Here is a 17582-nt window from a genome sequence, read left to right as displayed (position 1 = left end):
GCCTCCCGGCCCGCGCACCCGGCCGCGGCCCTCCCGAGACCGGGTGCTCTCGCCTCCACCGTGCGTCCTGACCGGCCGACCGTCATAGGGGCGAACAGTCCCTGAAGGGGACCATTCGGCACTGCCCGAAGGTGGGCTCCGCGCAGCAGGGTGAGATCTACCGGGGCTGCCACGTCCCGTGAAGGAGGACCGTCATGCAGCACCGTACGGTTTTCGAGGTGATGACCCACTCCGTGGTCACCGCCGCCCCGCAGACCCCGTTCAAGGAGATCGCCCGGCTCTTCGCCGAGAACGACGTCTCGGCGGTACCGGTCGTCGACGCGGACCGACGCCTGCTCGGCGTGGTCTCGGAGGCCGACCTGCTGCGGACCACCGCCGAGCTCCCCGATCCGGAGGGCCGCCCAGCGGACGTCCGATTGCTGCCCCAGGAGAAAGGGCCGCCCGATGCGGAGACGGCCGCCCAGCTGATGACCTCACCCGCAGTCACGGCCCAGCCGAACTGGAATCTCGTCGAGACGGCGCGGACGATGCACCGCAAGGGGGTGAAGCGGCTTCCCGTCACCGACGAGACAGGTCGGCTCGTCGGGATCATCAGCCGCAGCGACCTGCTGCGCCCCTTCCTGCGCGGTGACACGGCGATCCGTGACGAGATCGAGCACGACGTCCTGGCCGGCACCCTGCGCCTCGCCCCCGACACGATCCGTGTGACCGTCGAAGACGGAGTCGTCAGGCTGACGGGCCGGGTCGACGAGCGCGCCGACATCCCCGTGATCGTTCGGCTCTGCCGCTCGGTCGACGGAGTCGTCGCCCTTCACGAATCGATCGCGTACTCCTACGACAACCTCGCGCTCGACGTGGAGCCACCGCGATGAACGCCCTGTGGGTGGCACCGGTCATGCCCGACTACGACAGCGCCCGGGCCACGTTCTCCTGGCGACGCGAGCGGTCCCGGCTCGCCGGACTGCCGGACGGCGGCATCAACATCGGGTACGAGGCCGTCGACCGGCACCTGCGCGAGGGCCACGGCGAACGCGCCGCACTGCGCTGCATCGCCCGCGACGGATCGACGCAGACGGTGACCTTCACCCGACTCGCGGCCGAAAGCTCCCGCTTCGCGCACGTGCTCGAAACGCTGGGCATCGAACGCGGCGAGCGGGTCTTCACCCTGCTGGGCCGCCGGTTCGAGCTGTACAGCACCGTCCTCGGCACGCTGCGCGCCGGGCGTGTTCTGTGCCCCCTGTTCACCGCGTTCGGACCCGAACCCGTAGCGCTGCGCATGGAGCTGGGCAACGCCAGGGCTCTGGTCACGACCCGGGAGCTGTACGAGCGCAAGGTGGCCCCTGTACGGTCCCGACTTCCGCACCTGCGCCACGTCCTGCTTCTCGACCCCGGGGCCGACCCGCCTCCGGACACCCTCTCCCTCCCCGCTCTCACCTCCGCCGCACCGGTCGAGTACACCGTGGGGCCGACGGATCCGGCCGAGCCGGCGCTGCTGCACTTCACCAGCGGCACGACGGGCACCCCCAAGGGCGCGATACACGTGCACGAGGCGGTCCTCGCCCACCATGTCACCGCCGCCTACGCCCTGGACCTGCACGAAGGCGACGTCTTCTGGTGCACCGCCGACCCCGGCTGGGTCACCGGCATGTCGTACGGCATCGTCGCCCCGCTCACCCACGGTGTGACGACTGTCGTCGACGAGGGGGACTTCGCCCCCGCCCGCTGGTACGGGATCCTCGCCGACCAGCACGTCACCGTCTGGTACACGGCCCCGACCGCGCTGCGCATGCTCATGCGGGCCGCACCACGCAGCGGCGACGCGACGCCTGCCACGCGCCACGACCTCTCCGCGCTCCGGTTCGTCGCGAGCGTCGGCGAGCCGCTCAACCCCGAGGCCGTGCATTGGGGCCGGGAGGCGCTCGGGCTGCCGGTCCACGACACCTGGTGGCAGACCGAGACGGGCGCGATCATGATCGCCAACTTCGCCGCCGATCCAGTGCGACCTGGTTCGATGGGCCGCCCGCTTCCCGGCATCGAGGCCGCGGTTCTGGCGTGCGGCGAGGACGGCCGGGCCCTGGTCACCGGCGGACGCGTCCAGTCGCTTCAGGAGCCGGGAGCCCAGGGCGAGCTCGCCCTGCGGGCGGGCTGGCCGTCGATGTTCCGCGGCTACCTCCACGAGCCCAGCCGTTATGAGGCGTGCTTCGCGGACGGGTGGTACATGACCGGCGACCTCGTCAGCCGCGATGCCGACGGCTGGTACTGGTTCGTGGGCCGGGCCGACGACGTCATCAAGTCCGCGGGACACCTCATCGGACCGTTCGAGGTGGAGAGCGCGCTCATGGAGCATCCGGCGGTCGCCGAGGCCGGTGTCATCGGACGCCCCGACCCGCTGGCAGGCGCGATCGTCAAGGCGTTCGTGCTGCCGCGCCCCGAGTATCCGCCCGGGACCTCACTGCAGCGCGAGATCATGGCGTTCGCCCGTCGGCGCCTCGGCCCGGCCGTCGCCCCCCGAGAGATCGAGTTCGTCGAGGATCTGCCGCACACCCGCAGCGGAAAGGTGATGCGCCGCCTGCTCAAGGCCCGCGAACTGGGCCTGCCCGAGGGTGATGTGTCCACGCTGGAGACACCCGAACCGGCCGGGACGGCCGGCATGTCCGGGAAGGAGCCGTGATGGCCACCGCACACGGCGGCACGTCCGCCAGGACGTCGCAGACGAAACGCCCCCGTCGCACTCGTGGTACTGCCGCGACGCCCTCCCGCACTCCTGCGGCAGCCCACGACCTGGACCTCCTGCGGCAGATGCTGCTCATCCGCCGCTTCGAGGAACGGTGCGTCGAGCTGTACAGCGCGGCGGCGATACGCGGCTTCGTCCACCTGTACATCGGCGAGGAGGCGGTGGCGGTCGGTGTCCACCAGGCGCTCGACGAACGGGACGCAGTCGTCTCCACGTACCGCGAACACGGCCACGCACTGGCCCGCCGGGTACCGCCCGAGGCTGTGATGGCGGAGATGTACGGGAAGGCCACCGGCTGCAGCCACGGCCGCGGTGGCTCCATGCACCTCTTCGACGGCGACCGCCGCTTCTACGGCGGCAACGCGATCGTCGGCGGCGGACTGCCGCTCGCGGCCGGTCTGGCGCTCGCCGACCGCATGCGCGGCGAGTCCCGCGTGACGTGCTGCTTCTTCGGTGACGGGGCGTTCGCCGAGGGCGAGTTCCATGAGACCGCCAATCTGGCGGCGCTCTGGGGTCTGCCCGTGCTCTTCGTCTGCGAGAACAACCTGTACGCGATGGGGACGGCCCTCGCCCGCGAACACGCCCAGACAGACCTCGCCATGCGGGCAGCGTCGTACGGCATGGCGGCCTGGGCCGTCGACGGCATGGACGTGCACGCTGTGGAGAAGGCGGCGCGCGGGGCTGTCGAGTCCATCCGCGCCGGCAACGGACCGCACTTCCTGGAGATGCGGACGTATCGGTTCCGTGCGCACTCGATGTACGACCCGGACCGGTATCGGCCGAAGAACGAGATCGAGGAGTGGAAGCGGCACGACCCTGTCACGGGCCTCGCCGACGGCATGCGTGCGGCCGGTCTTCTCGACGACGCCGCGCTGAAGGCTCTGGACCAGGACGTCATGGAGGAGATCGACCGAGCCGTCCGGGCGGCCGAACAGGCTCCCGAGGAGGCGGCCGAAGACCTGCTGCTCCACGTTACCGGCCGACCCGAGGAGGCTCCGTCATGAGCACGCGTACGCGACCTCGGGCGCATCCCGACGACGGCACCACCACATACAGGGAGGCCCTGCGAGAGGGTCTGCGCGAGGCCCTGGCCTCGGATGACCGGGTCTTCCTCATGGGCGAGGACGTGGGCCGCTACGGCGGCTGCTTCGGGGTGAGCCTCGGCCTCCTGGAGGAGTTCGGACCCGATCGCATCCGGGACACGCCCCTGTCTGAGTCCGCTTTCGTGGGAGCCGGCATCGGCGCCGCCCTGGCCGGGATGAGACCGGTCGTCGAGATCATGACGGTCAACTTCAGCCTGCTGGCTCTGGACCAGATCCTCAACAACGCCGCCACCCTGCGGCACATGTCCGGCGGACAGCTCGGTGTGCCGCTGGTGATCCGGATGACGACGGGCGCGGGACGGCAACTGGCCGCCCAGCACTCCCACAGCCTCGAGGGCTGGTACGCGCACATCCCCGGGCTCCGGGTCCTCGCGCCGGCCACGGTCGACGACGCCCGCCATGTGCTGGCGGCTGCGCTCGCCGACCCCGACCCGGTCCTGCTCTTCGAACACGGCAGCCTGTACAACGCGGCCGGCATGCTCGACCCGGCGGTCCATGATGTCCACCTGGACCGCGCGGCCGTCCGCCGCGAGGGCACCGACGTCACGATCGTCGCCTACGGCGGATGCGTGTCCAAGGCTCTCGAAGCCGCTGAGGCCATGGCCGGGGAGGGGATCAGCGCGGAGGTCGTCGACCTGCGGACGCTGCGGCCCCTGGACGACGCCACGATCGTCGGCTCGGTGCTGCGGACCCACCGGGCCGTCGTGGTGGACGAGGGCTGGCGCAGCGGCAGCCTCTCCGCCGAGATCGAGTCGCGCATCTACGAACAGGCGTTCTTCGACCTCGACGCGCCCGTCGAACGGGTCTGCAGCGCCGAGGTCCCCATTCCGTACGCGCGTCGACTGGAGGAGGCGGCACTCCCCCAGCCGGCCGACATCGTTGCGGCGGCACACCGGGTAGTGAGCTGACATGGCCGAGTTCACAATGCCCTCCCTCGGCGCCGACATGGACGAGGGCACGCTCTCCCAGTGGCTGGTGCACCCAGGGGACCAGGTGGCGCGGGGCGACGTCGTCGCCGTGGTCGAGACCGCCAAGTCCGCGATCGAGGTGGAATGTTTCGACAGCGGTACGGTCGAGGCCCTCCTCGTCGACGAGGGCACAACCGTGCCGGTGGGCACCCCGCTGGCACGTATCGGCACGACCGCCGAAAGCCGGCCCACCGAAAGGCAGCCCGTCCGAGGACAGCCCGTCGAAAGCCCGCCGCCGTCGACGCCCCTGGTACGCCGACTCGCCGAGGACCGGCACGTCGACCTCGCCGCCGTCCGTGGTTCGGGCCCGGGAGGCAGGATCACACGCGCCGACGTGGAGCACGCGGAATCGGAGCCTGCACGAGCGCCGGAGCAGCAGCCGGGCACGGAGCCGCCTCGACGGAAGCGGAGCGAATCCGGGGCCACGGCGAAGACCGCGCCGACGCCACGGCCGGCGAAGCCGGTGCGCAGCGACGGCTCGGCGGGGAAGCGTCCCGCTCCTGCGCGGGTGAAGTCCTCACCGCTCGCGCGGCGGCTGGCCACGGAACTCGGCGTCGACCTCGCCGAGGTGACCGGCACGGGGCGGGGCGGCACCGTCCGCGCCGAGGATGTCCGCTCGGCCGCAGCTACCAAGGGCGCACAGCGGCCGGCCGTCCCGGATGCGGCACTGGCGGCGACAGCCCGGCTCATGAGCCGGTCCAAGCGGGAGATCCCGCACTTCTACCTCTCCACGACCGTGGACATGGCAGCTGCACTGGAGTGGATGCACGCTCGCAACCGCGAGCTGCCGCTGTCCGCCCGTCTGGTGCCCGCCGCCCTGACGTTCAAGGCCGTCGCGCTGGCAGCGCGGAAGGTGCCCGAGCTCAACGGGCACTGGCGCGACGACCGCTTCGTCCCGGCGGAGGAGGTGCGGCTGGGCGTCGCTGTTTCCCTGCGGAGCGGTGGCCTTGTCGCCCCGGCCCTCGCCCACGCCGACGCGCTCTCCGTGGCCGAGGTGATGGCCGCGCTCAAGGACCTGGTGGCACGGGCACGGGGCGGTCGGCTCAGAGCGTCGCAGACCGCCGATCCCAGTCTCACCGTCACGAACCTCGGCGAGCAGGGTGTCGAGGCGGTGTTCGGCGTCGTCTATCCGCCGCAGGTCGCACTCGTCGGTCTCGGCAGGATCGTCGAGCGGCCGGTGGCCGTGAACGGCCTGCTGGGAGTACGTCCCGTACTGACGGCGACGCTGTCCGCCGATCACCGAGCCGCCGACGGTGCCACCGGCGCGCGTTTCCTGACCGCCATGGACCGGCTCCTGCAACAACCGGAGGAACTGTGAACCACGAACAGGCCAAGGAGCTCGTTCGGCAGGCCGTGCAGCGTGTCGTCCCCGGCGCCGAGTTCACCGGGCTCGATCCCCGCGTGCCTCTGCGCGACACGTTCGAGATGGATTCGCTGGACTTCCTCGAATTCGTCGAGGCGCTCGCCGAACTCAGCGGGACGGAACTCACCGAGGACGACTATCCGGCCCTCGACACCTGGGACGGCTGCGCCGCTCGCCTGGTGGGCGAGGAACGTGCGCCCGTACAGGGAAGGAGAGGGTGATGCGTCACCGCAGGATCGGCGAGCTGATGACGCGCGAGGTGGTGAGTGTCCGCGGCGACGCCCCGTTCAAGGAGATCGCCCGCATACTCTCGCAGCACCGGGTGACCGCTGTTCCGGTGCTGGACGGTAGCGGGCGGGTGGTCGGGGTGGTGTCGGAGGGGGATCTGCTGCGCAAGTCCGCCGACCAGGCCGCCGCACCGGGAGACCTCCCGGTCGTCCCGGACCTGGAGGCGTGGGAGCAGGCGAAGGCCGAGGGAACGCGGGCCGAGGAGTTGATGTCCGCACCCGCCGTGTGTGCCCGCCCGGACTGGAACGTAGCGGAGACGGCGCGGCTGATGGAGGTCCAGGGGGTCAAGCGGCTCGTCGTCGTCGACAGCGAGGACCGGCTGGTGGGCATCGTGAGCCGCCGCGACCTGCTGGGCATCTTCCTCCGCGAGGACGAAGACATCCGCCGGGAGATCGTCGAGGACGTCCTCGGCGACACGCTGAATCTCGGACCGGCCGCACTCACCGTCGAAGTCCGCGACGGGCGGGTGGACCTCGCCGGCAGGCTGCGCTTCCGGGGCATGATCCCAGCGATCGAGCGCATGTGCGCGACCGTCGACGGCGTGGTCTCGGTCTCCTCCACCCGTCTCACGTACGACACAGATGACACAGAACGAGGAGGTGGAAGGTCATGACGCGGAACATCGTGGTCGGCCTGGACGGCACAGGACAGGCGAACGCCGCCGCCGAGTGGGCGGCCGAGGAGGCCGTACTGCGCGGCACGGGTGTGCATCTGGTGTACGTGAGGGAAATGCCGCCGGGAGCCGTGCTGCCACCGGGGCCGTGGGAGTCCGAGGACGCGTGGGCCGAGGAAATGACGGCCCGGGTCGCCCTAGCTCTGCGCAAGCGCCATCCCGGACTGTCGGTGACCACTCGTCTGCTGCCCACGGGTCCCGTGCCGGGGCTTGTCGCGGCGTCTCAGGAGAGCGAGCTGCTGGTCCTCGGCTCGCGAGCGCTCGGCAGTGTGGCCGGCTATCTGCTCGGCTCGGTCGGCCTGACGGTCGCCGGTGCCGTCGAGCGACCTGTCGTCCTGGTACGGGCGGGCAGCGGAGCGACCGCTCCGAGAGGCCCCGTCGTGGTGGGGACCGACGTGCGGCGGCCGGTGGACGCCGTTCTGGGTTTCGCCTTCGAGGAAGCCGCCCGGCGTGGCTCCCTGATCCATGTCGTGTACGCGGAGCAGCTTCCGTTGTTCGGTGGACTGGGACCCGCCATGGTCCCGGACATCCGCCTCACCGTGGCTCCGGAGATCGAGCGTTCGATGGAAGAGCTGCTGAATCCTTGGCGCGCGAAGTACCCGGACGTGGGGGCCGCCGCCCGCGTGGTGGTCGGATCGGCCGGCGTCGAACTGGTTCAGGCTGCCGGGGACGCCGCACTCGTGGTGGTGGGTCGGCGTACTCGCCATTCGGCGCTGGGCGGGCACATCGGTAGCGTGGCCCACGCGGTGCTGCACCACAGCCCGGTGCCCGTGGCCCTCGTGCCCCATGCCTGAACTCGATGCCGATCAGCCCTCGGGCGCCGCCGTCGGCCGCAGCCGCACCGCCGTGACCTTGTACTCCGGACACGAGGTCACGGTGTCGGCGTGCTCCGAGGTGAGAGAGTTCACTCCGCTGGCCGGGAAGTGGAACGCGCAGAAGACCTGCCCGGGAGCGAGTTCCGTCCCTACGCGGGCGACCAGTCGCGCCTGTCCGTGCCGGCTCTCGACGGTGACCGCGGCGCCGTCCCGGACACCGAACCGGGCGGCGTCCTCCGGGTGCAGGTCCAGGCGGTCGGACGCGTCGAGGAGGAGATTGCCGCCGCGCCGGGTCATGCTCCCGGAGTTGTAGTGGGCCCATCGACGCCCGGTGACGAGCACCAGCGGGTAGTCGTGATCCGGTTCTTCGCCGGGCGCCAGATAGGGGGCCGCCGACAGATGGGCGCGTCCGTCGGGGGTGGCGAACTCCTCCGTGTACAGGGTGGCTTCGCCCGGCCCGTCCGGTGCGGGGCAGGGCCAGGGCACCGCCCCCTCCCGGTCGAGGCGCTCGTGCGTGAGACCCGCGAAGAGAGGTGTCACCCGTCCGCACTCGGCGAGTGCCGCTGCCGGGGTGGGGCAGCCCAGGTCGGCGCCGAGGGCGTCGGCCACGGCGTGCACGACCTCGAAGTCGGAGCGTGCCGTGCCGGGCGGAGTCACCGCCGGCCGTACGCGCTGGAAGCGTCGGTCGAAGTTGACGAAGGTCCCGTCCTTCTCCAGCCACGAAGCCACGGGCAGCACCACGTCGGCGTGTCGGGCGGTCTCGCCGAGGAAGAGCTCGCTGACCACGACGAGCGGACAGGCGTCGAGCGCCTCGGCGACGCGCCGGCTGTCCGGGTCGGTCGCGCACACGTCCTCGCCGATGATCCACAGCGCCCGCAGCCGGCCCTCCCGAGCGGCCGCGAACATCTCGGGGATGCGCAGCCCTGGTGCCGGTGGGACCGGCCGGCCCCACACCTCCTCGGCCCGGGCGCGGGCCTCCGGGTCGGTGACGCGTCCGTAGCCGGGGAGCAGGTCGGGCAGGGCTCCCATGTCGGATGCGCCTTGCACGTTGTTCTGGCCGCGCAGGGGGCTGATGCCGAACCCGCGGCCGGTGCCACCGACGGCGCCGCGCAGAATGGGAAGGTTCGCCAGGGTGCGGACGCCGTCCGTGCCGTGCAGGTGCTCGGTGACACCGAGTCCGTAGAGGACGGCGGGCCGCTCCGCCCGGCCGTAGAGCCGGGCGGCCTTCCTGATGTCGTCGGCGGGGACGCCGGTGATCGCCGCAACCCGCTCGGGCGGGTAGTCGGCCAGCAGGTCGGTGAGTTCGTCCACTCCGGTGGCGCGGTCGCGGAGGAAGTCCGGGTCGGTCATGCCTTCCTCGACGATGACATGGGCGAGGCCGTGGAAGAGCGCGACGTTGGTGCCGGGGCGGGGACGCAGGTGTATGTCTGCATGGCGGGCGAGTCCGACGGATCGGGGGTCGGCCACGATCAGAGAGGCTCCTGCGAGCGCTCGCTGGAGGAGGCGGGCGCCGACGACGGGGTGGGCTTCGACGGGATTGGCGCCGACGACCAGGAGGCAGTCGGCGGTCTCGACGTCGTCGAAGGGGTCGGTACCGCCGGCGCGTCCGAAGGAGGCGGTGAGGCCGGCGGCAGAGGGGGCGTGGCAGAGGCGGGAGCAGTTGTCTACGTTGTTGGTGCCGATGACGGTCCGCAGGAACTTCTGGACGAGGTAGTTCTCCTCGTTGGTGGCCCGGGCCGAGGAGATCGCGGCGACCGCGTCGGGACCGCCGTCCCGTACCGCGACGCGCAGTCCGTCGACGAAACGGGAGATCGCTTCGCCCCAACTCGCGGACCGCAGAAGTCCGTTCTCTCGGATCAAGGGCTCGGTGAGACGTTCGGCGGAACCGAGGTATCCGTAAGCGAAGCGGCCTTTGACGCAGGCGTGGCCCCGGTTGACCGGCCCGTCCCGGGCGGGGAGCACGGCGGCGACGCGGTCCTCTCGGACGACGACGTCGAGGGCACAGCCGACTCCGCAGTAGCCGCAGGTGGTCCGCACGCGGTCGGCGGGCGTGCGCCGTGAGGTGAGGCCCTGGCCGGGTCCGGGCTGGGTGATCGCGCCGGTGGGGCAGGTGTCGACGCAGCCGCCGCAGGACACGCAGTCGGATTCGGCCCAGGGGCCGCCGGTTCCCGGGGCGACGACTGTGTCGGCGCCGCGGCCGGTGAGGGTGAGCGCGAAGGTGCCCTGGACGTCGGAGCACATGCGGACGCAGCGGCCGCACGCGATACACAGGTCCCGGTCGAGATGGACGTACGGGTGACTCTCGTCCCGGCCGCGCGTGGGTTCAGCGGCTGCGGTGTGGGTGGGGATCCCCAAGGCCCGGCACGCGTCGGCCAGTTCACTGTTCGCGCTGTCTGCGAGCACGGGCGGTGGTAGCGCCGAGGCGATCAGGCCGACCGCATCCCGACGCAGGTTCGCCACGCCCTCGTCGGCGGTTTCCACGGTGAGGCCCGATGTGGCGGGTGTGACGCAGGCGGCGACGGTGCGACCGTCGGCGCGGACCAGGCAGGTCCGGCAGGAGCCGGCCGGCCGGAGACGGTCGTCGTGGCAGAGGGTGGGCAGGTCGGCTCCTGTAGCGCGCACGGCGTCGAGCAGTGTCCCCCCGGCCGGCAGTTCGACCGACACGCCGTCGACCCGGAGCCGTGTCATCGGTCCCATCCTTCCAGGGCCGGCCCGTAGGCGCGGGCCAGGCTGCGGACGGCGGCGGGAACACGGCGGCCGAAGGCGCAGAGACTCGCCTGGCCCATCAGCCGCGCCAGCCGCTCGTAAGACTCACCCGGCCCGCCCCGGCCCTGTGCGAGTCCGAGCCCTCGCCTGGTGCCGACTCGGCAGGGCGAGCAGGCCCCGCAGCTCTCGTCAGCGGCGAACTCCCAGACATGCCGGAGGAGTTCGCGTGGGTCGACGGAGTCGTCGAAGGCGACCATGCCGGCGTGGCCGAGGGCCGAGCCGTGCGCGGCGAGCGCTGCCGTGGTGAGCGGGACGTCGAGCGCCGTTCCGGCGAGGAAGCCGCCGAGGGGGCCGCCGATCTGGAGGGCGACCAACTCGTGGCCGTCCTTGAGGCCATCTCCGAAGCGGGCGACGATCTCGCCTACAGGAGTGCCGAGTTCGACTTCGTAGGCGCCGGGGCGGGCGAACCGCTCGGACAGGCAGACGAGTTTGGTGCCGGTCTCGTCCGGTACGCCACGCCGGGCGTAGGACGCTCCGCCGTGGGCGACGATCCAGGGCACGGCCGCCAGCGTCTCCACGTTGTTGACCACGGTCGGCGCGTCCCACAGGCCGTGGTCCGTGGGGTAGGGGGGCCGGGGGCGCGCGCAGCCGCGAGCGCCTTCGAGGCGGGCGATGAGGGCGGTCTCCTCCCCGGAGACGTAGGAGCCCGCTCCTTCGACGATCTCGACGAACGGCCGCGGACCGGCCGCCCCGACCGAGGGAGCCAGGTCGCCCGCCTGCGTCGCGCGTTCCACCGCCCGGCGCAGGCGGGCCATGGCTCTCGGATACTCCGAGCGCACCAGGACGATTCCGCGCCCGGCGCCGCAGGCGAAGCAGGCCAGCGCGAGTCCGGTGAGGACGCGCTCGGGGTCCTCCTCCATGAGCAGCCGGTCGGCGTACGAGCCCGGGTCGCCCTCGTCCCCGTTGGCGACGATGACTGTGTCCGGCTTTCCCGCCGCCGCGGCCCACTTGTCGGCCACCGGGAATCCGGCGCCGCCGCGCCCACGCAGTCCCGAGACTGCGGTCTCCTCCCGGACGTCCTCAGGTCGCAGCCTGGCCACCGCCTCGCGCCACACGTCCCAGGCGTCCTGCCCTCCCACGATGCCGGCGAGCAGGACGGGTGCCGCGGTGGTGTCGGCTACGGGAATGCCCGGCGTGCGTGGTTCCGTCCGCCCGCCGAGCTGGTCGGCGAGGTTGGGGCCCGTACGGGGAAGGGTTCCGTCAAGGGCGGCGGGGCCCGAGTAGCAGTAGCCGATGCAGTGCACGGTCTGCAGCGATGTCGCACCCGCTTCGTCCACCGTGCCAGCCGTCACTCCGAGCGCCCGTTCGACCTCCGCCAGATGCCGTCCGCCCCGCGCGGCGAAGCACGCCGTCGCGGTGCACACGCGTACATGCCGCTCGCCGCGTGGGGCGGCGAGATCGGCGAAGAAGGTGGCTGGGCCGAGTCCCGCGGCGGCCGGCAGTCCGGCTGCCGCCGTGACCTGGGGCGCCCACACCTCGGGCGCTGCCGCGGTGCCCGCCCTGGCGCGCTCGAGCCCGGCAGGCAACAGCCCCTCGTGCCCTCCGTGCCGTGCGGTCAGTTCACGGAGCGCGTCGGGGCGTCGGCCCGGCTCTCCGGGCATCCGACCGGCCATGCTCCCAGGGTGACCGGCCGCACCCCAGCCCGCATCCCGGCCGGTCACGGGGTTCATGGCTCGGCGCTGCGCAGGGCGCTCAGACGCCGCCGGTATTCCTCCTCGTCGATCTCACCGCGAGCCAGTCGCTCGCCCAGGATCTGCTCAGCCGAAGTGGGCGACCGGGGCCCTGAGGGCCGTTCCTCGGCCCTGCCCCAGGTGCGGAAGAGCATCACCGCGACGGTGATGAGAAGGCCCCAGAACAGCACCATCCCGGCCGACATGGCGAACCAGCCCCATCCGTTCATGCCGTCGCCGTACCAGAACATCATCGCCACTCACACTCCCGGCGGCGGACCTGCAGGAGCGGGACGCCCTGCCTCGGGTCCATCCGCCACTCCTACCGTGCGCTGCCCCAGGACGCCCGCACAGGGCCGACCGGCCCATGGCCGGGGGCCGGACGGTCACGGAACGGAACAAAGTGGCCCTTGGAGCCGGGACCCGGCGGCCGGAGAGTGGGAAACAGCACGGCTCACACCGTCCACGCGGATCACTGCCGGGAGGCAACCATGGTCCGGAACACGGGGAGCCCGCCGGTCGCGGACGCGCCGCGACCGTGGCAGATGCTGCTCCTCGCCACCATCGGGTTCACCCTCTGCTTCTGGGCCTGGGCATTGCTGGCCCCTCTCGGCCCACGGCTCCGGGACGACCTTGGCCTCAGCTCCTTCGAGCAGTCCCTGGTGGTCGCCGTGCCCGTCGTGGTCGGCGCGCTCGGCCGGATCCCGGCAGGGGCGCTGACGGACCGATTGGGCGCCCGCCGCGTCTTCCCGTTCGTCGCGGCCCTGACCATCCTCCCCGTGCTGTACCTGGGTCACCTGGCCGACTCGCTGGCCGAGGTACTCGCAGGCGGCTTCCTGCTCGGGCTCGGGGGAACGGCCTTCGCTGTCGGCGTGCCGTTCGTCAACGCCTGGTACCCACCCGCGCGGCGGGGTGTCGCCCTTGGAATCTTCGGCATCGGCACCGGTGGAACCGCCTTGTCGGCCTTCACCACCGTCCAGCTCGCCGACGCAGTCGGCCGTGCGTTCCCCTTCGATCTCGTGGCCGGCTTCCTCGCCGTGTATGCCGTGGTGTCCTGGTTCCTCCTCCGCGACAGGCCGGGGCGCGCGACAGCGGCGGGGTCGATGCGGACGCGGACGGCACTGGCCATGCGCACACCGGCCACCTGGCAGCTGGCGTTCCTGTACGCCGTGGCCTTCGGCGGATTCGTCGCGTTCAGCGTCTACCTGCCGACCTACCTCACCCGGGCCTACGAACTCGGCCGCTCCGACGCGGCACTGAGAACGGCGGGATTCGTCGTCCTCGCCGTGGCCATGCGACCCGTGGGCGGCTGGCTGTCGGACCGCATCCACCCCGTACCCGTGCTGGCGGTGTCGTACGGGCTCGTCTCGGCGTGCGCCCTGGTCGCGGCGTTCGAGGCCGAACTGGTCCCCGTGGGAACGGCGGCCTTCCTCGGCATGGCCGCGGGCCTGGGCGCCGGGTCCGGGGCGGTCTTCGCGCTCGTCGCACGCCTGGTTCCAGCCAAGAGAGTCGGCTCGGTGACGGGCGTGGTCGGTGCGGCGGGCGGTCTCGGAGGTTTCTTCCCGCCCCTCGTGATGGGAGCCGTCGACAGCATCGCGCACGACTACACCTGGGGGTTCGTCCTCCTCGCCGTCACCGCGACGGCCGCGGGAACCCTGGCCGCCACCGCGGTCCGTAGACGTGCCCGAGCGACCGCGGACGTCTGATCGCAGCAGCGAAGCGTCAACTATTGGGCCCTTCAGCCCCTTATCGGTACCTGGGTGGGCTGTAGCCTCGCGTTCCTTCCGGAGGGTGGGATAGAGGGCATGGACACCGACCGGGCACCATCCTCCGATCGCCGTCCTCGTTCACCGCCAGCAGTCGTCCAAGAGCGCTCACCGGCGGGAACCGCCACGTCACCCAGCTCCTGCCCTTGTTGGAGGCGGTCCCTCCGATCTACGGACGGCGGGGACGTCCCCCTGAAGCAGGCCGCGGCGCGTATACGCCGATAGGGGCTACGACTTCGACAAGTACCGTCGGCTCCGAATCCGATGGGAACCCCGAGCCGATCTCCATCAGGGCTGCTTGAACTCGCCTGCAGCATCATCCGCCTCCGACGCATCTATAGATCATTCTGAAACGATCAGTGCTTCGTTGATTGGTGCGGCCGACCTGGCGGCCTGCTCGATCTTCGCGCAGTAGGCCGCACGGGCTGCCTCGTCGATCTGCCGCTCGTGTTCGGGGCGCATCCCGGTCCGGCCGTCGAGGCCCTCGCGCAGGACATCGGCGTGGCCGGCATGCCGGTTGGACTCGCCGAGGACATGGACCATGACGGCGAACAGGTTCGTGTTGGGACCAGGCTCCGGCCACCACGGCACGTGGCCGGGGGCGTCGAGGGGAAGCTCGTCGATCGTCGCGTCCGAGTGTTCCCACGTGCGCCGGTAGAACCCGACGATCTGGTCGCGGGTCTCGTCCTCGGTCGCCCACAGATCGCTGCCGTTGTGGTCCTGCCACCGGGGCAGCGGTTCCGGGGAAGGGCGGTCGAAGACCTCGCCGAAGTACCTGGCCTCGACAGTGGCCACGTGTTTGACCAGGCCGAGGAGGTTCGTCCCGGTCGCCGTCAAAGGTCGGCGGACATCGTATTCGGACAAACCGTCGAGTTTCCAGAGCAGCGCCCTGCGGTCCCGCCGCAGTCTCCCTTGAAGGTTGCCCTTCGCGAATTCATCGATCATGCGGCATGAACCTTCCATGGGCTGTTGGTGGTCTCACGGCTCGCGGCCGACCCGACCTTCGACGGTTACTGCGGAGGAGAACTACACGCATGCTGTTTCGGGTGCCGTTCTGACCCCGTTGAGTGGTCCGGGACGGGGACCGGGGAGGTGGGCGTGTGCCAGGTGAGCATCCAGCCGGCGGTGAGCGCCGCCGCGCAGCCTGCCAGGGCGATTGCGCCGCCTGTTCCGATGCCTGCGGCCACCGAGCCGAAGCAGGCCGGCCCGACGCCCTGCAGCGTCATGCTGCCGGAGCCGAGCAGACCGAAGGCCTGGCCCTGGCCATCGTGCGGCAGGGCGTCCAAAAAGGGCCGTTGCAGGCCGAGCCCGTAGGCGAATCCGAAGCCACAGAACAGCAGCAGACAGGACGAGACCCCCACTCCGGGCTCGGCAGCGAAGCCGACCAGCGGCAGTCCCATCAGCACGATCAACGGAACCACCAGTCGCTCCCGGGTGGGGGGCCGCAGGAATCGCCCCACCAACAGATCACCGACCAGCATGCCGACCGGCAGACAGCCCATCAGCACCGCGTACCAGCCCGGTGCGAAGTGGCGTCCTCCCGCGTAGGCGACGATCAGGCCCTCCGCGCCCGCTACGAACGCGCACGGTAGCCACTGTGCCAGCATCAGCCGTCGCACCGTGCGTCCGCGCAGCAGCAGGCCGGCACCGCGCAGGCTTGCCCGGACGGCCCCGCCATCGCCCCGAGGATCAGCGGCTGCGCCGCCGATCTCTCCCGGCTGCAGCCGGGGTAGCCGGATGCGGATGGCGAGCGCGCAGCCGAGGTAGAGGGCGGCGCTCACCGCGAGTGCCCGGTGCGGGCCGAATACCGCGACGACCGCACCTCCCAGCGCCAGACCGAACAATTGCGCGCCGGAGGCAGCAATGTTGTTCAGCGAACGGCCCAGTACATAGGCGTCGCCCTCCAGCCACTGTGCGACCAGCCGACTCGACGCGCCGCTGAACACCGGTGTGGCGAGGGCGACCAGCGCCACGACACCGAGGCTTGCCGCGATCGGCATCCGCACCAGGGCGAGCAGCAGGGCGGCGGCGCACTCCAAGGCGTAGCCGCCGACGATCAGCGCTCGGGGCGGCAGTCGGTCGGCCAGCGAGCCCAGCAGCAGCGAGCCGAACAACTGCGGGAGAAAGCCGATGCCGAAGGCCAGTGCGCTCCACAGCGCGGAGCCGGTGGCCGCGAAGACCAGAACCGAGAACGTGGAGATCCGCAGCGCGTCCCCAGTGATCGCGACGGTGCGGGTCGAGAAGAGCAGCCGGATTCTCGGCTCGGCCAGCACCTCTCGGTAAGTGGCACGGTGGATGTCCTGCGCGGGTTCGGCGGTTGGGGTCATGTCGCGCAGCCTCGCCGTGCGCCCACGCCGCTCACCAATGATTCGTCACTGGACGAATTCTAACGACCTCCCGCGGTAGCATCGCAGCGTGCTGCGCTTCGAAGTCTCCGTCGAGGACCTGCTGCGCAGCCGCTTCGCGCTGTCGCCCGCGATGGACCTCTGCCTGCTGCTACGCTCGCTCGTCGGCCAAGGTCGGACGCTGCCGCGAGCCTGGGCCGCCCGGCTCCGGCCGGCCTTCGAACGGCTTCGCCGCGAGACCGAACTGGACGCCGCCCTCGCCCTGCAGACCCCGCAGGGCGGACCGAACTTCGTCGCCCCGCCCCCGCGTGGCCTCAATCAGACCTGGGCGGACGACCTGGCCGCGATCCGGGCCACGCCACTGGAAGCGGCCCGCCGCGAATTCGCCTCCACCACAAACGGCCCGTCCACCCGTGATCCCCGCGTACGCGCAGTGCTGGACTCGCCGGACGCCGTCTTCCGGATCGCCAAGGTGATGGACCAGGCGTGGCACGAACTGCTCGCCGCGGACTGGCCGCAACTGCGCGCGATCTGTGAGCGCGATGTCGTGCACCGGGTGGGTGTGATCGGCGAACACGGCTGGGCCACGACCATCGAGAGCCTGCACCCGGGCATCGTCTGGCACGCAGGCGGTATCGAGATCGGCTTCTTCCGAGGCGGAACAGTCCGCCTCGCCGGCGACGGGCTCCTCCTGGTCCCTTCGGTCTTCGTCGGGCATATCGCCGCCCACCTGGACGACCCCTGGCCCAGGACTCTGGTCTATCCTGCCCGCGGCACCGCCGCCCTGTGGGGCGAGCAGGACACCGCCCCCCAACCGGACGCGCTGACCGCTCTGGTCGGCCGGGCACGAGCCCGGCTGCTGTTGGCGCTGGACGCCCCGGCCAGCACCAGCCACCTCGCCCGAACCCTCGCCATGGCGCCGGGCGCGGTAGGAGACCACCTCGCCATCCTGCGAGGCGCGGGGCTGCTCGCCCGCGCCCGGTCCGGACGGTCGGTGCTCTATCGACGCACCCCACTCGGCGAGGCCCTGGTCGCCGGTTCGGGCTGAGGGCTCAGATCAGCACTGCTTTGTGAGGCGCCGCACTAGCGGT

15 protein-coding genes and 1 pseudogene are annotated in these 17582 nt (G+C 71.5%); 11 read left to right on the top strand and 5 right to left on the bottom strand.

Annotated features, from left to right (window positions below):
• The first annotated feature begins 194 nt into the window (after positions 1-194).
• The 8 genes from R2D22_RS34085 to R2D22_RS34050 are packed head-to-tail and all read left to right on the top strand — an operon-like array spanning position 195 to position 7923.
• Positions 195-872: a CBS domain-containing protein gene (locus R2D22_RS34085; protein ID WP_318109049.1), complete on the top strand. Its 678-nt coding sequence runs from the start codon at positions 195-197 to the stop codon at positions 870-872.
• The gene (acsA, locus tag R2D22_RS34080) at positions 869-2671 is read left to right on the top strand and encodes an acetate--CoA ligase (RefSeq protein WP_318109048.1); all 1803 of its coding nucleotides are present in this window, start codon (positions 869-871) and stop codon (positions 2669-2671) included. Before R2D22_RS34085 ends, acsA begins: the two co-directional genes overlap by 4 nt.
• The gene (gene pdhA / locus R2D22_RS34075) at positions 2671-3738 is read left to right on the top strand and encodes a pyruvate dehydrogenase (acetyl-transferring) E1 component subunit alpha (protein WP_318109047.1); all 1068 of its coding nucleotides are present in this window, start codon (positions 2671-2673) and stop codon (positions 3736-3738) included. The genes acsA and pdhA overlap by 1 nt, the downstream gene beginning before the upstream one ends.
• Complete coding sequence (locus R2D22_RS34070) at positions 3735-4745, top strand: alpha-ketoacid dehydrogenase subunit beta (RefSeq protein WP_318109046.1); 1011 nt, start codon at positions 3735-3737, stop codon at positions 4743-4745. The genes pdhA and R2D22_RS34070 overlap by 4 nt, the downstream gene beginning before the upstream one ends.
• 1 nt (position 4746) lies before the next feature.
• Positions 4747-6123: a 2-oxo acid dehydrogenase subunit E2 gene (locus R2D22_RS34065; RefSeq protein ID WP_318109045.1), complete on the top strand. Its 1377-nt coding sequence runs from the start codon at positions 4747-4749 to the stop codon at positions 6121-6123.
• The gene (locus R2D22_RS34060) at positions 6120-6389 is read left to right on the top strand and encodes a phosphopantetheine-binding protein (protein WP_318109044.1); all 270 of its coding nucleotides are present in this window, start codon (positions 6120-6122) and stop codon (positions 6387-6389) included. The genes R2D22_RS34065 and R2D22_RS34060 overlap by 4 nt, the downstream gene beginning before the upstream one ends.
• Positions 6389-7069, top strand: a complete 681-nt coding sequence (locus R2D22_RS34055) for a CBS domain-containing protein (protein WP_318109043.1) — start codon at positions 6389-6391, stop codon at positions 7067-7069. Before R2D22_RS34060 ends, R2D22_RS34055 begins: the two co-directional genes overlap by 1 nt.
• Positions 7066-7923: a universal stress protein gene (locus R2D22_RS34050; protein WP_318109042.1), complete on the top strand. Its 858-nt coding sequence runs from the start codon at positions 7066-7068 to the stop codon at positions 7921-7923. The genes R2D22_RS34055 and R2D22_RS34050 overlap by 4 nt, the downstream gene beginning before the upstream one ends.
• A 12-nt stretch (positions 7924-7935) precedes the next feature.
• On the opposite strand, the gene fdhF is transcribed toward R2D22_RS34050, so the two are convergent.
• Genes fdhF through R2D22_RS34035 form a run of 3 tightly spaced genes read right to left on the bottom strand, consistent with a single transcriptional unit; the run spans position 7936 to position 12634 of the window.
• Positions 7936-10632: a formate dehydrogenase subunit alpha gene (fdhF, locus tag R2D22_RS34045; RefSeq protein ID WP_318109041.1), complete on the bottom strand. Its 2697-nt coding sequence runs from the start codon at positions 10630-10632 to the stop codon at positions 7936-7938.
• Positions 10629-12323, bottom strand: a complete 1695-nt coding sequence (locus R2D22_RS34040; RefSeq protein WP_318109040.1) for an NADH-ubiquinone oxidoreductase-F iron-sulfur binding region domain-containing protein — start codon at positions 12321-12323, stop codon at positions 10629-10631. The genes fdhF and R2D22_RS34040 overlap by 4 nt, the downstream gene beginning before the upstream one ends.
• Positions 12324-12376: 53 nt before the next feature.
• Positions 12377-12634, bottom strand: coding sequence for an SHOCT domain-containing protein (locus R2D22_RS34035; RefSeq protein ID WP_318110145.1), 258 nt, complete (start codon positions 12632-12634; stop codon positions 12377-12379).
• 237 nt (positions 12635-12871) lie between these two features.
• On the opposite strand from R2D22_RS34035, the gene R2D22_RS34030 reads away from it, so the two are divergent.
• A complete protein-coding gene (locus R2D22_RS34030) occupies positions 12872-14086 on the top strand; it encodes an MFS transporter (protein WP_318109039.1) in 1215 nt (404 codons plus the stop codon).
• Positions 14087-14253: 167 nt separating this feature from the next.
• Positions 14254-14497 (top strand): annotated as a pseudogene (locus tag R2D22_RS34025) (IS5/IS1182 family transposase); the annotation flags it as partial.
• On the opposite strand, the gene R2D22_RS34020 reads toward R2D22_RS34025, so the two are convergent.
• Both R2D22_RS34020 and R2D22_RS34015 read right to left on the bottom strand, forming a co-directional pair.
• Positions 14489-15091, bottom strand: coding sequence for a DinB family protein (locus R2D22_RS34020; protein ID WP_318109038.1), 603 nt, complete (start codon positions 15089-15091; stop codon positions 14489-14491). The pseudogene R2D22_RS34025 and the gene R2D22_RS34020 overlap by 9 nt on opposite strands.
• Positions 15092-15156: 65 nt before the next feature.
• Positions 15157-16473, bottom strand: a complete 1317-nt coding sequence (locus tag R2D22_RS34015) for an MFS transporter (protein ID WP_318109037.1) — start codon at positions 16471-16473, stop codon at positions 15157-15159.
• Between the two features lie 88 nt (positions 16474-16561).
• Here R2D22_RS34015 and R2D22_RS34010 point away from each other — a divergent pair, with 88 nt between their 5' ends.
• Positions 16562-17539: an ArsR/SmtB family transcription factor gene (locus tag R2D22_RS34010; protein ID WP_318109036.1), complete on the top strand. Its 978-nt coding sequence runs from the start codon at positions 16562-16564 to the stop codon at positions 17537-17539.
• Positions 17540-17582 lie beyond the last annotated feature (43 nt).

The sequence above is a fragment of the Streptomyces sp. HUAS YS2 genome (assembly GCF_033343995.1).
Lineage (GTDB): Bacteria > Actinomycetota > Actinomycetes > Streptomycetales > Streptomycetaceae > Streptomyces > Streptomyces solicathayae.
Note: the sequence above shows the minus strand (reverse complement) of the source record. Positions and strands in the feature narration are given on the sequence as shown.